Origin of the sequence: Christiangramia echinicola DSM 19838, from assembly GCF_000423065.1 — a bacterium.
GTDB classification, from domain to species: Bacteria; Bacteroidota; Bacteroidia; order Flavobacteriales; family Flavobacteriaceae; genus Christiangramia; species Christiangramia echinicola.
This window is the reverse complement of sequence record NZ_AUHG01000019.1, coordinates 78704-98979: the sequence shown is the minus strand read 5'-3', so window position 1 is coordinate 98979 and position 20276 is coordinate 78704. Positions and strand designations below refer to the sequence as shown.

The 20276-nt window shown below is 36.4% G+C and carries 16 protein-coding genes and 1 tRNA gene; 5 read left to right on the top strand and 12 right to left on the bottom strand.

Translation table 11 applies throughout. The annotated features are described in order from the left end of the window. Nucleotides 1-77: 77 nt before the first annotated feature. From G530_RS0114750 to G530_RS0114730, 6 genes are read right to left on the bottom strand one after another with little or no spacing between them, the layout of a single operon-like run. The gene (locus G530_RS0114750; protein ID WP_026935259.1) at nucleotides 78-1364 is read right to left on the bottom strand and encodes a hemolysin family protein; all 1287 of its coding nucleotides are present in this window, start codon (nucleotides 1362-1364) and stop codon (nucleotides 78-80) included. Nucleotides 1365-1369: 5 nt separating this feature from the next. Next, nucleotides 1370-1561, bottom strand: a complete 192-nt coding sequence (locus tag G530_RS17550; RefSeq protein ID WP_084519477.1) for a hypothetical protein — start codon at nucleotides 1559-1561, stop codon at nucleotides 1370-1372. Further along, complete coding sequence (gene lptC, locus G530_RS0114745) at nucleotides 1554-2123, bottom strand: LPS export ABC transporter periplasmic protein LptC (RefSeq protein WP_026935258.1); 570 nt, start codon at nucleotides 2121-2123, stop codon at nucleotides 1554-1556. The genes G530_RS17550 and lptC overlap by 8 nt, the downstream gene beginning before the upstream one ends. A gap of 5 nt (nucleotides 2124-2128) precedes the next feature. Beyond that, complete coding sequence (locus tag G530_RS0114740; RefSeq protein ID WP_026935257.1) at nucleotides 2129-3502, bottom strand: hypothetical protein; 1374 nt, start codon at nucleotides 3500-3502, stop codon at nucleotides 2129-2131. 20 nt (nucleotides 3503-3522) lie between these two features. Beyond that, complete coding sequence (bamG, locus tag G530_RS0114735; RefSeq protein WP_026935256.1) at nucleotides 3523-4767, bottom strand: BamG family beta-barrel-assembly machinery protein; 1245 nt, start codon at nucleotides 4765-4767, stop codon at nucleotides 3523-3525. Further along, nucleotides 4764-5495 (bottom strand): type III pantothenate kinase, encoded by a 732-nt coding sequence (locus G530_RS0114730; RefSeq protein WP_026935255.1) that lies wholly within the window; start codon nucleotides 5493-5495, stop codon nucleotides 4764-4766. Before G530_RS0114730 ends, bamG begins: the two co-directional genes overlap by 4 nt. Before the next feature lie 104 nt (nucleotides 5496-5599). On the opposite strand from G530_RS0114730, the gene G530_RS0114725 reads away from it, so the two are divergent. Beyond that, nucleotides 5600-5672, top strand: a tRNA-Phe gene (locus G530_RS0114725). A 1123-nt stretch (nucleotides 5673-6795) separates the two neighbouring features. On the opposite strand, the gene G530_RS0114710 is transcribed toward G530_RS0114725, so the two are convergent. From G530_RS0114710 to era, 3 genes are all read right to left on the bottom strand, one after another. Beyond that, nucleotides 6796-9564 carry an outer membrane beta-barrel protein gene (locus G530_RS0114710; protein WP_026935253.1) on the bottom strand — a complete coding sequence of 923 codons (2769 nt, stop codon included), beginning with the start codon at nucleotides 9562-9564 and terminating at the stop codon, nucleotides 6796-6798. Between the two features lie 105 nt (nucleotides 9565-9669). Next, on the bottom strand, nucleotides 9670-10974 hold the full coding sequence (gene der, locus G530_RS0114705; protein WP_026935252.1) for a ribosome biogenesis GTPase Der: 1305 nt from the start codon (nucleotides 10972-10974) through the stop codon (nucleotides 9670-9672). A gap of 77 nt (nucleotides 10975-11051) precedes the next feature. Beyond that, nucleotides 11052-11939 carry a GTPase Era gene (era, locus tag G530_RS0114700; protein ID WP_026935251.1) on the bottom strand — a complete coding sequence of 296 codons (888 nt, stop codon included), beginning with the start codon at nucleotides 11937-11939 and terminating at the stop codon, nucleotides 11052-11054. A 246-nt stretch (nucleotides 11940-12185) separates the two neighbouring features. Here era and G530_RS0114695 point away from each other — a divergent pair, with 246 nt between their 5' ends. Then, nucleotides 12186-13724: a SulP family inorganic anion transporter gene (locus tag G530_RS0114695; protein WP_026935250.1), complete on the top strand. Its 1539-nt coding sequence runs from the start codon at nucleotides 12186-12188 to the stop codon at nucleotides 13722-13724. On the opposite strand, the gene G530_RS0114690 is transcribed toward G530_RS0114695, so the two are convergent. Beyond that, nucleotides 13721-14131, bottom strand: coding sequence for a VOC family protein (locus G530_RS0114690; protein ID WP_051199813.1), 411 nt, complete (start codon nucleotides 14129-14131; stop codon nucleotides 13721-13723). The two genes, G530_RS0114695 and G530_RS0114690, sit on opposite strands and share 4 nt — an antisense overlap. 249 nt (nucleotides 14132-14380) lie before the next feature. Here G530_RS0114690 and G530_RS0114685 point away from each other — a divergent pair, with 249 nt between their 5' ends. After that, nucleotides 14381-15817, top strand: a complete 1437-nt coding sequence (locus G530_RS0114685; RefSeq protein WP_026935248.1) for a hypothetical protein — start codon at nucleotides 14381-14383, stop codon at nucleotides 15815-15817. Between the two features lie 12 nt (nucleotides 15818-15829). On the opposite strand, the gene G530_RS0114680 is transcribed toward G530_RS0114685, so the two are convergent. Then, nucleotides 15830-16294 carry an RNA methyltransferase gene (locus G530_RS0114680; RefSeq protein ID WP_026935247.1) on the bottom strand — a complete coding sequence of 155 codons (465 nt, stop codon included), beginning with the start codon at nucleotides 16292-16294 and terminating at the stop codon, nucleotides 15830-15832. Between the two features lie 157 nt (nucleotides 16295-16451). Here G530_RS0114680 and G530_RS0114675 point away from each other — a divergent pair, with 157 nt between their 5' ends. Continuing rightward, nucleotides 16452-17078, top strand: coding sequence for a c-type cytochrome (locus tag G530_RS0114675; protein ID WP_035716569.1), 627 nt, complete (start codon nucleotides 16452-16454; stop codon nucleotides 17076-17078). 31 nt (nucleotides 17079-17109) lie between these two features. Here the strand turns inward: G530_RS0114675 and G530_RS0114670 are convergent, their stop codons facing one another. Then, complete coding sequence (locus tag G530_RS0114670; RefSeq protein ID WP_026935245.1) at nucleotides 17110-18102, bottom strand: hypothetical protein; 993 nt, start codon at nucleotides 18100-18102, stop codon at nucleotides 17110-17112. Nucleotides 18103-18331: 229 nt separating this feature from the next. On the opposite strand from G530_RS0114670, the gene G530_RS0114665 reads away from it, so the two are divergent. Further along, nucleotides 18332-20275: an alpha-1,4-glucan--maltose-1-phosphate maltosyltransferase gene (locus G530_RS0114665; RefSeq protein WP_026935244.1), complete on the top strand. Its 1944-nt coding sequence runs from the start codon at nucleotides 18332-18334 to the stop codon at nucleotides 20273-20275. Nucleotide 20276 lies beyond the last annotated feature (1 nt).

The window sequence follows — 20276 nt, the reverse complement described above, 5'->3', positions numbered from 1 at the left end:
CAAAATATAGGGGGCGAAAATAAGGTTTTTAGGCTAATAATAAAATTTAAAATTAGCAAATTCTTAACTTTCAAGCTTTAATCCTCAGGATCGATTTTCAGCTCCACCAATTCGATTTTGGTATTAGAAGTTTCTAAGATTTTTATTTCGAAATCTTCAATTTTAATCACCTCTCCCTGTTGAGGGATTTCTTCAGTATAATTCACGATGAAACCACTGAGAGTCTCATAATTTTCACCTACAGGAATATCAACCCTATAATTCTCATTTAGATAATCGACTTCTAATCTTGCTGAAAACTTAAAATGATCTTCCCCAAGTTTTTCCTCGATAAGAACGGCCGAATCATGTTCATCTTCAATCTCGCCGAATAACTCTTCAACAATATCCTCAACGGTCATCATTCCACTGGTACCACCGTATTCATCAATTACGACTGCAATACTCTTTCTTTTTTTGATTAGAATGTTAAGTACATCCTTGATCCACATAGTTTCAGGAACAAAGATAACGGGCAGTAAAATAGACTTTATAGATTTCGGTCTTTTGAACAATTCGAAAGAATGAACATAACCAATAATATCGTCTATGGTATTGTTATAGACCAATAACTTGGAAAGGCCTGTTTCTGTAAATTTTTCAATTAGATCATTTGGAGCCTGATTTTGATCAACCGCAATAATTTCGGTCCTAGGGATCATTACTTCCCTGGCCTTGATATCTGAAAAGGAAAGCGCATTCTGAAAGATCTGAATTTCACTATCCACATCTTCATGTTCCTCCACAGTTTCCATTTGCTCACTAATAAAGTTACCCAGCTCAATTTTACTAAAGGCCAGCTGAACCTCATCTCCATCTGTTTTAAAAAAACGTTTTAGGATAATATCTGAGATCCATATCACGAAGGAAGAAACAAAGCTGAAAATTATATAAAATATATATGCCGGTACCGCAAAGAACTTAAGCATGGTATTGGCATAAATCTGGAAGATCACTTTTGGCAGGAATTCTGCCGTAAGTAAAATGATAAGAGTAGAAATAATTGTTTGGGTAAGCAGACTAAGATCTGTGATTAAATAATTCACAAATCCGCTTTGAGATTCCACACCTGCCAACCAAGCCATTAGTAAATCCCCCATAAAAAAACCATAGACAACCAGGGCTATATTATTCCCCACTAGCATGGTAGCAATAAATTTTGATGGTTTTTTGGTTAGCCTTTTAAGGACTATGGCCAGAAAGTCATTCTGCCTTTTTTCAATCTCAATAAAGATCTTATTCGAAGAAACATAAGCAATCTCCATCCCTGAAAAAAATGCAGAAAGCAGTAGAGAACAAACTATAATAAGTATATCAACCTCCATTCAGGTTATTTATTACGATCTTCATACTTACGTCTAAAACGTCTTTTGAAGAAGAACATAAAGATGGCGATACAAACAAAGAATAGGAACAAATAGGCTCTATTTCTTTCAGTATTCCAAATTCTTATTGCTTCAAAAATAAAGAATGCTGCAAAGAACAAATATGCATATTCAAAATATCTAAAAAATTTACTCATCCTTTTCTTCTTCTATAATTTGTATACCTGTATTGGTTCTAGATCGAAAATTACTGAAATCCTGATTAGAATCAAAACCTAGATCATCTGTATAAGAACCGTCTGGAAATCTAATGGTATTAGGCTTATCTGTGAATATCCAGCTTCTATCCTGATCCCAGAATATCTGGCTGGCTTCTAATTTTGTACTATCTGCAGTTAAAATAACAACATTCCCCTGCAAATCTATGAGCTTGGTATTCTCATACACGATCCCATAATCTGCATTTACCGTATTTTTTTTGTTTTGTTCATCAAAGAACTCTACTTCTACCCCATCTGGAAATTCACGGTAAGGAAAAGATTTGTTGGTGTAGTCCAGCATTCTCGGACTCTTTAGTGTTGCTACTAACCTTCCAGAATCTGTAAATTTTAAATTGATGCCTTCGGCTATTGCCTGAGGTGCATCTTCCTCTAAACTAAAGGCTCTCACTTCCTGGAGATTACCTTCGCATGAAAAAAGCATTGTCACGCCTATGAGCGTGACAATGCCTGAAATTATATTACTATATGTGAGTTTCATCTATCTTATAGACTCGGGATACGAACAGTTTCTCCTATCCAGCATCCAATCGAGATTGCATCACCAGCATTTTTACTAGACTGGAATACATCAGATTTCTGTGGCGCTCTACCTTTATAAGCAGCAGCAGCTTGATTTGCATTACTAGAGATAGATGGATCTACTCTTGCGGCTTTTGAAGCATATTCAGCAGCTAACCAGTATACCGCTCTTTTACTGAATGCATCTTCACCACAATTATTAGCACTCTGAGCATACATATTCGCGATCTGAAGGTAAGCACTACCTAATGATGGCTTCGCCTTAAGAGCTTTATTATAAAAGTTTCTTGCCTGACCATAACTACCTTTTTCTTTATAGTTACTAGCTATTCTGTAATAAATCTTAGCCTGATCTGACTTGTTCGTTTCAAGTTCTGCAGCTTCATTATAGTAGTCCAGCGCTTTAGCTCTGTCTCCTTCAGATTCAGCTAACTGACCTAAAGAATACGCAGACTTTGCAGAAGGCTCTAATCTATGTAGCGCTTCAGAAACCTTGATAAACAATGGATCTTCAGTACAATCTTTAGCAGAAAGTCTTGCATTAGCATTCTTCAACCATGCAACATCTGTCTTTTTAGATTCAAAATCCTTATTGTATAAAGGAATTAAGTTATCACAATCTGCTCTTGCACCAAGCTTTGCATTAATAGCCTCTTTAACTTTACTGTAGTTAGCAAGGTTGATCTCTGCATACTTGATCTGTTTTTGCTCCTTTGAAGTAAGACTTTCACCTTCTTCTTGTTTTTTCAATAATGGAGCAAGGTTTTCTGCAGCTTCGTTTTCTTCTTCTTCGATCTTAGTAAATACTCTATCGTAGCTATCAAATACATCCTGAAGAGTTTTTTCACCTTCATCCTGCATTTCAGCCATCAGGTCAAAATATGCATAAAGACCTTTTGGACTCTTAAAGTTATCTTTATCTTCAGTATAAGCTTTATCAAAAGCCATGTACTGATCTTCTTTATCTCCAATTTTGTTATCAAACTTTAATAACGCAATATCTGAATATATTTTACCTTTTGAAGTTTTCTCAGGATAAAGCTCCAGTCTTTGTTCCCAAACTCCAATTAGCTCTTCAACTAATTCTTTCTTATCTCCTTCTTCAGCTTTATCAATTTTGAACTCGATTGCTCTTTCAAGATATTGATAGGTCGCAAGATTATACTTAGGACACTCTTCTCTTACCTTTTGTAAAGCAGGATAAGCAGCCTCATAATTTTTTGCCTTTGCGTCGTCATAGGCTAAAGCAGCCATAGTAGTACAATCTCCTGATTGTGCACTTACAGACCCTAAACCAGACAAAGCAATTGTTACTAGTGCTAGAAATCTCTTTTTCATTTTGTCGTTTATTGTAGTGGTTAATTAAATTTTCTCTTAGTGAACCATTTATCATTTAATGACAGCCCAATAGACAGTCTTAAAAAGTTCTCCTGAATTAATCCTGAATCCCTGGTACCTCTTTGCCCAAGCTCGATTCCTAAATTAATGTTGGAGAAGTTTGACCCAACTGGCAAACCTAATCCAAAAGACATGCCAAACTCATTTATAGGCTCATCATTTACAATAAGACCGGTCTCATCAAACCTAAATCCAGCCCTGTAAACTACTCGTTCAAAGTAACTTGAAAACGAGTTATATTGTGGAATATAAAATCCTCCCACAGAAATCTGAGAAGCATCTTCATACTCCCCGTTATCACCTCTAAAACTAAAACTATCTTCATAAGAAGAAGAACCAACATTCGCATACTCTGCTCCTACAAACCATTTATTTCTTTCTCCAAGTCCAGCACCTAAGCTCACCTTAGAAGGAAATTCAAACTGTGTATTAGCAAGATCCAGCTCTCTAAAATCTATAACACGACCAGTCCCTCCAGAAAAATCTACCGTAGAAATCGCTCTACCATTCTCTGAATCCAGATCCATTGCCGGAGCATAGGTAGATGAAACATGCAATGTCAGGGTCTCGTTTATCATTTTTTGATAATTAGCCCCAAAGTTAAAGGTAAATCCTTTAATATCAGACCTGTTTACATCTGTGGTTCCATATTGCAGCTCTCCCCGATTTATACTCTGGGAATTCTGAAAGTTTCCGAAATTATAATTCGCATCTACTCCCACACTTAATTCGTTGGTCACCGCCCAACCAGCAGAAAGGAACACTTTATTCATCCCTCCTCTACCATTTAATAAACTAGCGGAACCTTCTTCAGTATCAAGGATCCTGTAACCTACAGAGGTATACGGCACAACTCCCAATCCAATCCCTACTTTATCACTCACCGGGAAGGCAAGGGATAAATAATCCAGGGATGTGATCTTTGCATTATCACTGGCAACATCCGATTTAAGATTAATACGATCATGACTGGCTCCAATAGAGTAATTAGTCATCTTTAACCTACCGTAACTTGCAGGGTTTTGCATATTGATATGTATGCTATCTGCAAAGATACTTAATCCTCCCATAGATCTATTCTCTACGGTTCCCTTAAAGTTGGTTAAACCAATGCCGTAATACGAATAAGGCGAAGAAACGTTTTCCTGTGCTTCAGCTATGAATGCCGAAAAAAAAGCTACGATTACTATAAATCGTTTTATCATTGAGTCTTGTTAAATTCTAGAATGAAATTAAGTCCTTCTAACAAAAAATTTGAGTTGGCAAATATGCTATTTTTTAATGGTATAGACAAAATTTGACTATCACCTCCTGTAAAAATAACTGTTAAATCTTCAAATTGAGAGCTATAAGATTCTATAGTCCCTTTTAATTCCATTTTAATCCCGTTAATAATTCCAGATAATATGCTATTCTCGGTAGTATCACCAATTAAATCAGCTTCTGGCTTCGGAGTAACTAACGGTAAATTTGCCGTAAACTTGTGCAGACTTTTAAATCTCATACTTAAACCGGGAGAAATTGCACCGCCCAGATATTTTTCTTCTGATGTTTTTAGATCGTAGGTGATACATGTACCTGCATCTATGATTAGAACATTTTTCTTTGCAAAAGAATTAACTGCAGAAGCTACTAAAGCGATCCTGTCTTTCCCTAAAGTTTCTGGTGAGGCATATTTATTTTCAAAAGGAACAGGGGTAGAATTATTAAATTCCATAACCTGAAATACCTTTTTGACCTCAGAAATCATATTTAATTCATCAAAAGTGACACTGGAAACAATCGAATTTCTGATTTCAGGATATTTTTTTTGAGTTTTTTCAAATTCTACTGAAAATTTTTCTTTAGTAAAAATTTGCTTCTCAATTAATCTATTGTTTTGAAAAACAGCAGTCTTTACTGAAGTATTCCCGGCATCAATAACTAAATTCATTCCTGTTTTCTTTAAATAGCGAAAATACAAAAGCATTTTTTTAATATTTCCTTTGTGAGTTCCTAAAAATGAAATTATATTTGCCACCGCTTAACAAAGCAACTGGTGCCTTAGCTCAGTTGGTAGAGCAAAGGACTGAAAATCCTTGTGTCCCTGGTTCGATTCCTGGAGGCACCACCTTTAAAAACCCGCTTCAAATGAAGCGGGTTTTTTTATTTTATGAGCTTTTCGTTAAAATCATAATAACTTAAGCTCCCTCATCTTACATCCCACACGAACTTATTTTATAGGTCTTTTATCACTAGTCCCTATCTTGGTAATGATAATAACTGATCCCCATACAATTGAAAATTATGATCTATTCACCAGCATCTTTATACCGATTTTGCAATTGAGCTGGGTACAGGATCAAAAATTCAGAATAACCATTTATTAAAACTTGTAATTAAAATTTGACTTTCTGTAAACATCTTTGACCAAACAGTCACATAATTTTGCGGGAAATCTTTTGAATGAACTTAAAAACATTTCTCTTAAATCACTTTTCGTTACCAATCATTAAAGGTGAAATTAGTTTTTGTTTTTACATTGAAAAAAAGGCCCGATTAGGAAAAGATCATGTAATTCATTCTAAAGCCTGCGAGCTTTTACCTGATAGATCTGGCAGGATTAAATTAGGTGAATTTGAGAATTTTGAAAAAATCCTCCTGGCCGGAAAAAAAGAATTTAAACATGTACGCTTATGCTCCTTCTGTTGTAAACATTAGAATATGATCTTTAACCCGATAAAAAGGTAGCCCGAAAATTAAACATCACCCTTTAAATAAATAAAGTCCGATCGATTGATCGGACTTTTATATTTTACAGGACTGTTTTATCCAGTCCATATTATATCCTTCAGGATATACTAATAATTACCTGCCCAGAGTTAACCGGGTCAAATAATAAAATGTCTTGAAAAATTAAATAATTCAACAATTATACGTTGAATACAATCACGTTCACAATGGCTCCTATCACAGCGATAAGAATTAGTGCCAAAGCAAGAGTAACCCCAATTTTCGCAAAGATGTTTAAACCTTGAAGCGATTTGTTATAATTGTGAACAAAATCAGTAAAAATTTCCATAAGCCTTCCTCTTTAAGATTAATATTCAGTTCTACTAAATATAAGCATCAAGAAGGCTGTTTCAAAATTTAATCGTTTAACTCACAATAAATTAGGCATAGTACACGTCGCCTACAATTCTGTCAGGAAATTTTCTTTCAAATTTGACCATAATCAAGAAAATCTGTTTTCACTACATTCTTATTATTCGATTACCACCCCTTCTACCTTCTGGTTTTCCTCCACCAAAACTGCTGAATTTATATGTAAAACTCAACATTCCGTATCGCTGCAGTATTAAATTATTCACATCCTGTATATAATCATCACCAACTAATCTTCGTGTATCGACGTTCTGATTCAAAAGATCATAAACTTTCACTTTTAGAGTAGCTTTTTCCTTAAGGAACTGATAGCCCAGACTCATATTCCAAAGTAGTGAGGTATTATCAAACCCAGGAGAAACATTACCATATTCATTATAAGAAATATCATTTCCAAAAACGACATTTTTGGGCCAGTATGTTGTAGCCTCTAAAGATAAAGTATGATTCACATAGCTTTGATCTCTTCCACTATTAATATCATATCTAATATCGTTGTAATTTAATGTATAACCAGGATTGATCTCGAAAAGATCATCTATTGCATAGGTTAATTGAATTCCAGGACTCAAAGTATATTGATCTGAATTATACTTCACCGCGTTAATAAATCCTACGTTATGATTGTACCCGGCATTCGCTCTAAGACGCATACGCAGTTCTCTAGCATCTTTTTTGAAAGTTTTAGTGTATGATCCCCCAAGATTTCCGCTAATCACACCATCAACATTTGTATAGGTAGTTCTTCGAATAAAATTTTCATCGAGGCTGCTAGTGGCAACAACCTGGTTATCTGTAAAATTAAAATACAGATACGTGAAAAATCCACTCCTACTAGCAAAATCAAAATTCCTGAAATTAAAATTCACCCTTTGATTAAAAGTAGGTTGAAGCTCAGGATTACCCACTACAATATTTAGAGGATTTGTTCTGTCTATTACAGGCTGTAATTGTCTAACTGAAGGAACTTCAGCATTAGTGCTATAACCTAAACTTACACTCTTGGACCTTTCTAGCGAATAGCGCACATCTGCATCTACAAATAAATTATTATAAGTATTATCAAAGGTAACTTCTTCTAAAAAGTTATCTGTTTTAAGTGTAGTACTTAGAAGACCTAACTCGGTACTTATTCTCCATTTCTCACCTTCATAATTAACCCCGGCATTAGGAGTATGTTTATAACTCTCCACCTCAAAATCATTACTTAAAAGTTCATTGAAACCAGAGTAATCACCATCTATTGCATCGAATACATTTCGGGTATTCCTGGATCTCGAAGTTGAAAATTCATAATTAATATCTAGGAATAATTTGTCTGCCAGGACACTTCGCTTGGAAACTCCAATTCCAAATGAATTTTCCTTTTCATCCTGATCTATTAATTGATCCTGAACCTCTATTTGATCTGTTCCTCCTGAACTAAAAACACTTTCAGAAAAAATAATATTATCATTTTGCTGTTTACTATGAGAATGATCCAGATCTACCTGAAGATAGGATCCTCGCCCTCCAAACCTTTTTATAAAATCTATCCGGTTGGTGAAATCTGCACTAGCGAGATCTTCCATCTCATCGGTAACAGATGCATTTTGAATTTCCTTATTTTCATCAAGGGTTTCTTCCAGCCTATTCCTTGACGAAAACCCAATATTAGCATTGAATCGTGGACTAATAGAAAGCCTGGTTAAAGTATCAAACTCTACCTCATACCTTAAATTAGCCCTATGACTGTCATTAACCAGGTTACTGGAACTTTCAGAATTTGTAAAGTATCTGGAATCTGGAAGAATATTTTCACGCTCAATTCTGGTACGAGTTTCGGTATCATTTTTTCCATAGAAATAGTCAACGCTGAGCTCCATATCATTTTCCCATTCGTTCACAAAATTAAATCCGGCAGTTTCAGACTTAGTAATACCACCACTACTCCCAAATCCATTACCATTGATACTAAAGGATCCATTACTATTGAATCTTACACTACGAGCATTACCACCCATCATATCAAACACTTCATCAAAACTGAATCCAGAGCTATTAATATTATTTGAACTCGCCAGAACGCTCACCCTAAGGTCATCCTTAAAATAATTTCCTATTCCACTTAGTTCATAACGATCATCTGTTCCTCCACCAGCTGTTAATCTCGAGAAATACCCTTTATTTTTGTCTTCCTTTAATTCAATATTAATGGTCTTATTGTCGGCATCCCCGGCCTTTCCTGTAAACTCTTCACTTTTGGTCTTGGTATCTGTAACCTGAACTTTATCAATTATTTCTTTCGGAAGATTTTTAGTTGCGATCTTGGGATCATCTCCGAAGAACTCTTTTCCGTTTACCAGTATTCTGGAAACCGGTTTTCCATTAACGGTAATATTCCCGTCTGAATCTACTTCAACCCCAGGTAGCTTTTTCATAAGATCTTCCAGATTAGCATCCTGACGGGTATTAAATGAATTCGCATTGAATTCCAGCGTATCTTTCTTTATGGTGATTGGTGCCCGGGTTGCAGTAAGGGTTACCTCGTCCAAGGCATTATCCATGAGTTTAAGCTGAATATCCTCCAGAGCGATATTTTTCTTAACCTCTATTACCTGTTGATGGGGAGCGTAACCATTGTAACTAATAATTAAATTAAGCTTTTTAGCCTCCGTATTACCCTTAAGCAGGAAAGAGCCATTCTTTTCTGAAATTGTATAACTCACCAGGCTACTATCTGCCGGTATCTCTGTATAAATTGTTGCAGATTCAAGTGGATTGGAAGTGTCATCAACGACCTTCCCGGAAATTTGAAATTCCTGCGCAAAGGACATACTACTAATTAGAATTCCAAGCAGACTTAGGTATAAACGCATTGATTAGATTTATTAGGTTAAAAGAAAAAGCCGATAATTGGCCTAAAAGCTAATTATCGGCTATTCCTAAGACTTTATAATTTAACAATGGTTTAAACCTGACCGTTATTTTTTTCTGAAGAAAATTGAAATCGGTACGCCTTGGAAATCAAACTCCTGTCTTAATTTATTTTCTAGAAACCTTTTATATGGATCTCTAACATATTGCGGAAGGTTGCAGAAAAACGCAAATTGTGGATGCGGCGTTGGCAATTGCATGCAGAATTTGATCTTCACAAATTTCCCTTTGTACGCCGGCGGCGGATTTCTTTCAATAATAGGAAGAATTACATCATTAAACTCTCTGGTTTTGATCTTCTTACTTCTATTCTCAAATACCTTAACAGCAGTTTCGATAGCTTTAAAAACTCTTTGTTTAGTCAAAACTGAAATAAAAACAATAGGCACATCTGTGAAAGGTTCGATCTCACGACGAATCATCGCTTCGTACTCTTTCATAGTATTCGTTTCTTTATCTACAAGATCCCATTTGTTCACAAGAATTACGATACCCTTATGGTTTCTTTGCGCAAGCCAGAAAATATTCTGTACCTGTCCATCAAACCCACGCGTTGCATCTAAAACAACCAGACATACATCACAGTTTTCTATAGCACGAACAGATCGCATCACCGAATAGAATTCCAGGTTCTCCTTTACCTTAGATTTTCTTCTAATTCCTGCAGTATCTACAAGATTAAATTCAAAACCAAATCGGTTATAACGTGTATCAATAGAATCACGAGTTGTACCAGCTATATCTGTTACGATATAACGATCTTCCCCGATCAAGGCATTTATAAATGAAGATTTCCCGGCATTAGGTCTTCCCACAACGGCAAATCTTGGTAATTCAGATTCTTCTTCCTCTTCGATTTCTGGAAGCGCTTCAATAAGAGCATCAAGAAGATCCCCCGTTCCACTACCATTTGTACTGGCAATCGGGAAATATTCTCCTAAACCAAGGGAATAAAATTCTACTGCATTAGCAAGACGTTTATTATTATCTACTTTGTTTACAGCAAGTAATACAGGTTTATTTACTCTTCTGAGTAAATTCGCCACCTCTTCATCCATTGAAGTAACACCAGTTTCAACATCTACTATGAAAATGATAGCATCTGCCTCTTCAATAGCCAGTTCTACCTGCTTATCAATTTCAGCTTCAAAGATATCATCGCTACCTTTTACGTACCCACCGGTATCTATTAATGAAAATCTCTTTCCATTCCAGTCAGACTTTCCATAATGCCTGTCACGGGTCACCCCACTAACAGAATCAATAATGGCTTCACGACGCTGTATAAGTCGGTTAAAAAAGGTTGATTTACCTACATTAGGTCTACCTACAATGGCGACAATATTGCCCATAACTATAAATTGATTTCAGAAAGCAAAATTAATGGTTTTTAACCAATTAGAAAGCTTCCTGTATTATGCTGAAAAGTTTATTTTTTATCGTTGTACCCGAATCTTCGAAGTTGTTTACTATCGCTACGCCAGTTTTTATTCACCTTCACATATAACTCAAGATGAACCTGCTTTCCGAAGAATTTCTCAAGATCTTTTCTGGCTTCAACTCCTACTCTCTTAAGAGCGGCTCCTTTATGGCCAATAATGATCCCTTTTTGGGTATCACGCTCCACCATGATCACACTTCGCATTCTTATGATCTTATCTTCCTCGAAAAACTCACTTGTTTCGATCTCCACACTGTAAGGGATCTCTTTTTTATAATGAATCAGGATCTTTTCACGGATGATCTCATTCACGAAAAATCTTTCCGGCTTATCGGTAAGTGTATCCTTTGGATAAAATGCCGGAGATTCTGGTAATAATTCTATAATTCTATTGAAAACTTCAGAAACATTGAAGCCTTCTAAGGCTGAAATTGGATGAATTTCTGCCGTAGGAACTTTTTCTGCCCAGTATTTAACCTGTTCTTCCAGTTGCTCCTGATTCGATTTATCAATTTTGTTCAACAGTAAAAGAACCGGCACTTCAGAATGAGCGATCTTATTAAAAAAGGCTTCATCCTTTAATCCCTGCTCTCCAATTTCCACTATATAAATAAGCACATCGGCATCTTCAAAGGCAGATTTTACAAAATCCATCATCGAAGCCTGCAATTCATAAGCTGGTTTAATGATCCCAGGTGTATCACTTAAGATCATCTGGAAATCTTCCCCGTTCACGATCCCTAAAATCCTGTGACGGGTAGTTTGTGCTTTAGAAGTAATGATAGAAAGTCTCTCCCCAACAAAAGCGTTCATTAAGGTTGATTTTCCCACGTTGGGATTACCAATAATATTTACGAATCCGGCCTTATGTGCCATAATGATAATTTTTGCAAAGGTATTTCATTTGGATTCTGTTACCTAATCTTTATTGAATTTCTAACAATTGACGCTCAGCAGCTTGAATATTCAGCATTTTAATGAAAGAATTTACCTGTTATCACAATATAACTCATTGAAAATCATAAATTAATAAAAATATGAATCTACTCTTTCAAAGAGTTGCGCTTCTATTTTTAATGACTATTTTTGCCGCTTCTTAAAATCAAGCTGAAAAAGCCCATTATGAAAAAAGTACTGAACCTGTTCGACTTCAAGCAACAAGTTAACTATAAGACGGAAGTGCTTGCCGGATTAACAGTGGCGATGACCATGATCCCAGAATCATTATCGTTCGCTATCTTAGCTGGATTCCCTCCTCTAATGGGATTATACGCTTCCTTTATAATGGGATTGATCACCGCAATATTTGGAGGAAGACCAGGAATGATTTCCGGAGGTGCCGGGGCAACAGTTATTGTTCTAATTGCTTTAATGAAATCTAACGGACTGGAATACGTTTTTGCCGCCGTTGCTTTAGCAGGGGTCATTCAGATTGTAATTGGAGTTTTCAAGCTTGGAAAATTTATACGTTTAGTACCTCATCCTGTAATGTTTGGATTTGTGAACGGGTTAGCGATCATTATATTCATGTCTCAGCTAGACCAGTTTAAAACTGTGGTAAACGGTGACATTGTTTGGCTAACTGGAACTTCGTTATATATCATGGCCGGTTTAGTAGCTTTAACCATTGCAATTGTGGTCCTGCTTCCTAAGATCACCAAAGCAGTTCCATCCTCGTTAGTTGCCATAATAGTAGTTTTCATTTTGGTATACTTCCTGGGAATAGATACAAAAACAGTAGAAGACATCGCCTCTGTTAGTGGTGGTTTTCCTCCTTTTCATATTCCTGAAATTCCATTAAACTGGGAAACATTAGAACTTATCGCGCCATATTCTATGATCATGGCAGCAGTAGGATTAACCGAAGGTTTACTTACCTTAAACCTGGTAGATGAAATTACAGAAACCAAAGGGAATGGAAACAGAGAATGTATTGCACAAGGTGGCGCAAACGTATTAAACGGATTCTTCTTTGGAATGGGAGGATGCCCAATGATTGCTCAAACTCTTGTAAACTTATCTGCAGGCTCCAGAGCTCGTTTATCAGGAATTATTGCTGCATTTACTATCCTGGCAATCATCTTATTTGGTGCTCCAATAATAGAACAGGTTCCAATGGCAGCTCTTGTAGGTGTTATGATCATGGTGGCTATTGGTACTTTTGAGTGGGCCAGCTTAAAGATCTTTAATAAGGTCCCTAAAAAAGATATATTCCTGGTAATTATAGTAGCACTTATAACTGTTATTCTACACAATCTAGCTTTAGCTGTTCTGGTAGGTGTTATACTTTCGGCATTGTTCTTTGCGTGGGAAAGCGCCAAGAGAATTAGAGCCCGAAAGAGTATTGATGAAAATGGTGTAAAACACTATGAAATTTATGGCCCATTATTCTTTGCTTCTACCACTAATTTCGCAGAAAAATTTGATGTTCTTAACGATCCGGATGAGATTATAATCGATTTTAAGGATAGCCGTGTTGCCGACATGTCTGCCATTGAAGCTTTAAATCAAGTTACACAGCGTTATAGTAAAGCTGGTAAAAAAGTACATCTAAGACATTTAAGCAGGGACTGCCGAAGATTACTAGAGAATGCTGATGCCCTTATCGAGGTGAACATTCTGGAAGACCCAACTTATAAGGTTGCGGCAGATAAATCCTAAAGCCGATTATCATTAATTTCGATCCAGTAACCATCTGGATCCTGAAAATAGATCTGTTTAATACCATCCGGGCGGGTGTTCGTAGTATTGGCTTCGCCCGGCCAGTTTTCAAATGGAATATTCTTTTCAATTAGAAATGACCTTAAATTTTCCAGATCTGGAGTACTTAGAGCCATATGAACACCTTTATATTTCTCAGTGAGTTCATCGCTTTCGATTAAATGTATCTGCTTTTTATCACCTAGCTGAAACCATCTTATATGATCTGGAAGTCCGCCATTGGGAATCTCTTTCAGTCCTAATATTTCAGCATAAAATTTAGCTGAAGCTTTTACATCCTTCACCTGGATTGCATCGTGGTCTTTAAGGAGACCAAATGGATTGTTTTGGTCTGAGTCATTATTCATAGTTGTAAATATTAAAAAGAATAAAGAAATCTTTCATGGAAATAATTTTTGTCTATTAAAGTAAGATTAATTTATCTCTTCTAAACAGGGAGTTGATCAGTATATTTTCAATTCATAAAAAAGGAAAGTTAATGAGGCCTTGTTCACATTTATTACCTTATATCCTCTTAAATTATTTTAAACATTACTTAAAATTTACGACAGGCACATTAAATATTCCTAACTTTCAGATACAAAAAATTGACCCGTATGAGTTCCTTAAGCGATGATGAATTTGAAAACATTTTATCTATTCAGAATAAATGCACCAGACTCAATCTGAATGAGAATGTTTATGGAACCTTCGCAGAAATTGGTGCCGGACAGGAAACCGTTAGACATTTTTTCCGCGCCGGAAATCCAAAAGGCACCATTGCCAAAACTCTTAGTGCCTACGACAAGGATTTTAGTGACGCGATCTATGGCTTAGATCCTCAAAACAGGTATGTGACCGTTCGCCGCCTTAAGCGAATGATAGATTATGAAGCCGAATTAATTGAGCAAAGGCTTTCCAGAAAAAAGTATCCGAATAAATTATTTTTCAGTTACGCCAATACCGTGGCAACCATAGATTGGGCCAAAAAATATAAAGGTCATGGCTGGCTTGGGATAAAATTTCAAAAAGAGCCTAAGCAGGAATACAGTGAAATCATCCTTCATGTTCAATTTCATGAAAATAATGCCTCCCAGCAGCAAATTAGTCTTGGTATCATGGGCGTAAATTTAATTTATGCGGCATATTATCAAAGTGAAGACCCCAAGGTTCTAATAAAAAAACTATACGACCATTTAAGTAAGGATAAGATCGAGATAGACTCTATCAATTTCAAAGGTCCGGTTTTTAAAAATGTCGATAACAGGTTAATGAGCCTGGAACTGGTGAAAGAAGGCATCACGGAGGCGGTGATGTTCTCGCCAGAAGGAAATAATATTCTTCCCGCCAACGCACTATACAAGAAGAACATTCTCACTTTGAGAGGGAGTTTCAGACCCGTAACTAATCTCAACCTTAACATGTATATGAGCGCCAGGAAACTTTTTATGGAACAGGAAGAGGTGGACCCGGAAAGAAGCATAATTATTTTTGAAATGACCTTAAGCAATCTTAAGTCTGAGGATAATGATGAGATCGATGAAAAAGATTTTCTGGATAGAGCAGACTTGTTATGTGCATCTGGACAAACTGTGATGATCTCGAATTTTCAGGAATATTATAAGGTTGTTGAATATTTCTCAATGCACACTAAAAAGGAACTCGGCCTGGTGATGGGCGTAGACAACCTTATAGATATCTTCAATGAAAGGTATTATCGCCACTTAAGCGGTGGTATCCTGGAGGCTTTTGGTAAGCTATTTTTTAAAAGCCTGAAAGTTTACCTGTATCCAATACGGGATGAAAAGACCGGCGAAATTATAACCAGTAAAAACTTAAAGGTGCATCCAAGGGTCAAGGAACTTTATAAATTCTTTGTGGATAATGGCAAAGTAATAGACATCGAAGATTATGACGATGATTCTTTAGACATACATCCTAGAAAAGTATATGAAATGATCAAGGAAGGTGATCATGAATGGGAAAACATGGTTCCAGGATTAACTGCAAAAATGATCAAGGAAAAAGAACTTTTTTCTGTTCAAAAGGATTAAATCCAGCATATTTTAAGTAGAAAATTCGGTTTTTAACCCCCGGTCATACATTACAATACTTCCTGCTACAGAAACATTCAAACTTAATATAGATTTAAATTTCACCAGATAATGTGCCTTTTCTATAGCGGCATTAGAGAGCCCGTGGTCTTCTGCGCCTAAAAGATAGACACATCTCCTGGGATGCTTAAATTCTTCGAGAGGCTGTGCATTTTCTGTAAGCTCTACTCCAACAAGCATTGCACCTTTAGGAAGGTGAGCATAAAAGTCTTCAAAGGTTTTATAAGGAAAATATGGCATGGCCCCTACCGCCTTATGAGTATCGCATGCCTGTTTTGAATATCGATTTCCGATAGTAAAAATAAAACTGGCTCCCATATTTTGAGCTGATCTCCACAGTACGCCAAGATTTTCTGGAGTCTTCCCGTTTTGAATTCCTATACCAAAAAAACCCTGCTTTAGATTATCTGTTTCCATGCCACAAAAGTAATATTCTAATCTGTCTGCACACAAATATGGATTAACCTGAATAATGCAGATAAACGTTTTTCAAGTCGAATTCATCGAATATAATATTCAATATCAATTAGTTACACTAATTTAGAGTTGCTATCAACCAATACAATATTTAAAAATGATCAACAAAATCCTAAAAATTCTGAATGCAAAATTTATACTTCAGAGTGTTATTCTTGGTTCGCTATTATTTTTAACCTCGTGTAATGATAAAGAGTATAATGAGGTTCCAGAAGAAAAGAAAATGACTGTAAAAGACAGTATTAGCAGGGGTAAATACCTTGTAGAGACCATAGGCTGCTATGATTGTCATTCTCCTAAAAGAATGACTGAAAAAGGACCGGCAGAAATTGCAGAACTGGCACTTTCAGGTTTCCAGGCCGGAGATAGCCTTCCTAATATGAACACTGAAGCTCTGAACGATGGCTGGATGCTCATGAATGGTCAATTAACCGCATTTGTGGGCCCGTGGGGAGTATCTTACGCTGCAAACATAACCTCATCAGATTCAGGAATTGGAAACTGGACCATGGAAAAATGGAAAACAGCAATGAGAGAAGGAAAGTTAAAAGGAGATAAGAACGGACGAATGATGCTCCCTCCCATGCCATGGCAAAATTTCGCAAAATTAAACGATGAAGATCTGGAGTCTATGTTCAAATACCTTCAGAGCACCAATCCAGTAGATAATGCCGTCCCTACCCCTATTCCTCCTAATAAATTAGATAGCTTAAAAACAACATAAGAAAAATCCCGCTTTTAGCGGGATTTCTTTTTTACTTTACACTGAATGTTTTAAGCAAACCTTTACCTTCAGGATCTGGTACTTCAGAGATCAATGCATATTCTCCGGGCCTTAAATCTACCGTAAAATAGCCTTTTTTACCAGCTCTCATTTCCTGCATTCCTCCTAAAAATTTAAATCCTTGAGGTGATGGAGTTTGCAATCCTTTGGGATCTGTCCAGTTCATCCAGTTATTAAGTGCAGTCATATCAGCTCCCTGATCTACCCAAACTAAATGTACATCATGCATCACAAAATTTTCATGTAATTTCTGCTCACCAAAATTTACTTCAAAAGTTTTCTTTCCTGCGGATACATTTTCATCTAAAACAATTCCATCTGTTGCATTGATAGAAATTGTATAATCTACCTGGGGCGGTTCAGATTTATCGCTTTCAGCTTCAACAACATCAATTTGTTTAGCCATTCCCTGGGTATTATGAAAAACTCCATTTGCCATTTTTACATAACATTCTATAACGTAAGTTCCAGGCTCCAGAAAGATCGTAGATTGAGCAGTACTTTTTGGTGCTATTAAACCTACTCCTCCTGTAAATTCAACTTCCTGAAACCATTCTGGTAGCTTCCCAAATTCGGCATTAGCCTCTTCCAATTTACCTTCATTGATAAGGTCCATCCCTTTTTGAAAAGGTGGCCCAACCTCTTTTTCAGCATCCTCTATCGTCTTACCTTCAGGATACTTGTCGAAAAGAATAAAATGGGTTTCATTAGAATTATTCTTGTATCTAATCGTTGTCCAGCCAGAATGCCACTTATCTTTTGTTTTAAATTCCATGGCAGAGGTGACTATACTCATCAGCTGATTTTTAGAATCTTCCTTTTCTTCTACTTTGGTTGCAGAAGCCTCTTCACTTTGATCTTCCCCTTTTTTCTTCTCTTTATCCTGACATGAAAAAATTAGAACACTCAGAAGAATTAAAAAGAAAGATCTAAACGCTAACAAACTTAATTTACTGATTTTCATATGTGTAAAATTTGATTGGTTTATTCTTTATATTGAAAAGAGGCCACTCTAAATTCTTAATTTTTAATGAATTCACCAAGCTTTTGATTCGAACATTGAAATTATAAACCCCTAAAACTTAATTAATTGTCAAAAAATTAAACAAGTTTACAAATTAGAATGATTTTCGAAATCAGTTTATTAAATTTAAGATTCTGGTTAATCAAGAACTATAAAAAACAAGACCCGTATGCTGGAAAAAAGCAGAATTGTTATTGAGAATATTACACCTAGTATTAACTGTGGAGACTATGCGGTAAAAAGGGTAACAGGTGAAGTTGTAGACGTAAACGCAGATATATTGGGAGATGGCCATGATATAATTCAGGCCTCTATTTTTTTTAAATCTAAAAACCAACGTCGCTGGGATGAATCCCGGATGAATCCAACGGTTAATGATAACTGGAATGGCGTTTTTACTGTAGAGACCCAGGGTGAGTACGAATATTATATACAGGGATGGGAAGATCATGGTCTAAACTGGAGGCATGGTATTATTAAAAAAATAGAGGACGGGCAGCAAGTACATTCAGAATTACTGGAAGGAGCAGAACTTCTAAAACCTATTCTTAAGAATTGCACTAAATCTGAGTCGGAACTGGTAAAACGGGCAATAACCTCATTTAGCGACAGGGAAAAATATGAAGAAGCAGTTAGTATTTGTCTAGACAGGGAACTTGAAAACATCTTTATAAAGTATCCAGTAAAAGCAGTTCCTTATAAATCTCAAAAAATACCGGTGTACGTAGATCGACCAAAGGCCAGGTTTAGTACCTGGTATGAGTTCTTCCCGCGCTCATCTTCTTCTGAAGAAAATAAACATGGAACTTTTAGGGATTGTGAACGCATTCTCCCTCGAATTTCAGAAATGGGTTTCGACGTATTATACTTCCCTCCTATTCATCCAATAGGTGAGGTAAACCGTAAAGGAAAAAACAACGCGACAGATGCTGCTCAGGGTGATGTGGGTTCACCATGGGGAATTGGTTCGAAAAAAGGCGGACATCGAGATATTCACCCGAAACTTGGAAAACTTAAAGAATTTAAATCCCTCGTAAATAAAGCAAAGGACCTTGGAATTGAAGTTGCCATGGATTTTGCGCTACAGGCCGCACCAGATCATCCCTATGTAAAGCAACACCCAAAATGGTTCAAATGGCGGCCAGATGGCAGTATACAATATGCTGAAAACCCGCCTAAAAAATATCAGGATATACTCCCTATATATTTTGAATCTGAAGAATGGAAAAAAATGTGGTCAGAGTTTAGGGATATTGTATTGTACTGGATCGAAGAAGTAGGAATTAAGATCTTCAGGGTTGACAATCCACACACAAAACCATTCTATTTCTGGGGTTGGCTCATAGCCGAAGTAAAGAAAAAACATCCTGACATTTTATTCCTTTCTGAAGCCTTTACCAGGCCAAAGATCATGGAACAACTGGCAAAACAGGGGTTCACTCAATCATACACTTATTTTACCTGGCGTAACAGTAAACAGGAGTTGACCCAATATGTAAATGAACTTACTAAAACAGATCTAAAGGAATACTTCCGGCCTAATTTCTGGCCAAATACCCCAGATATTAATCCTTTTCACCTGCAAGGAGCAAACGAATCCATGTATATGATAAGATATTTCCTGGCAGCGACCTTAAGCTCCAATACAGGAATATATGGACCTGTATTCGAGTTTATGATCTCAGACGCGGTACCTGGAAAAGAGGAATATTACGATTCAGAAAAATACCAGTTACGGCATTGGGACTGGAATGCAGAAAATAAGTTGATGCGGGTAATTACCAAGATCAACCAGGCGAGAAAGGATAATACTTCTTTACAACAGACCAATAATATTCAATTTTGCGAGATACATGACGAGGGCATGATGGCTTATTACAAATATGATCAGGCAAGGGAAAATCATACTTTAATGGTCGTAAGTCTGGATCCTCATTATTCCAAGCAAGCTTCAGTAAAAGTTCCGAGGCACGAACTGGGACTTGATTTCGGTCAATCTATTACTGTAGAAGATTTGATTACCGGTAATTCATACCATTGGGATCAGGAATGGTGTTTTATAGAGTTACATCCGGGTATGCCATTTCACCTATTCAAAATCCATAAAAATTAAG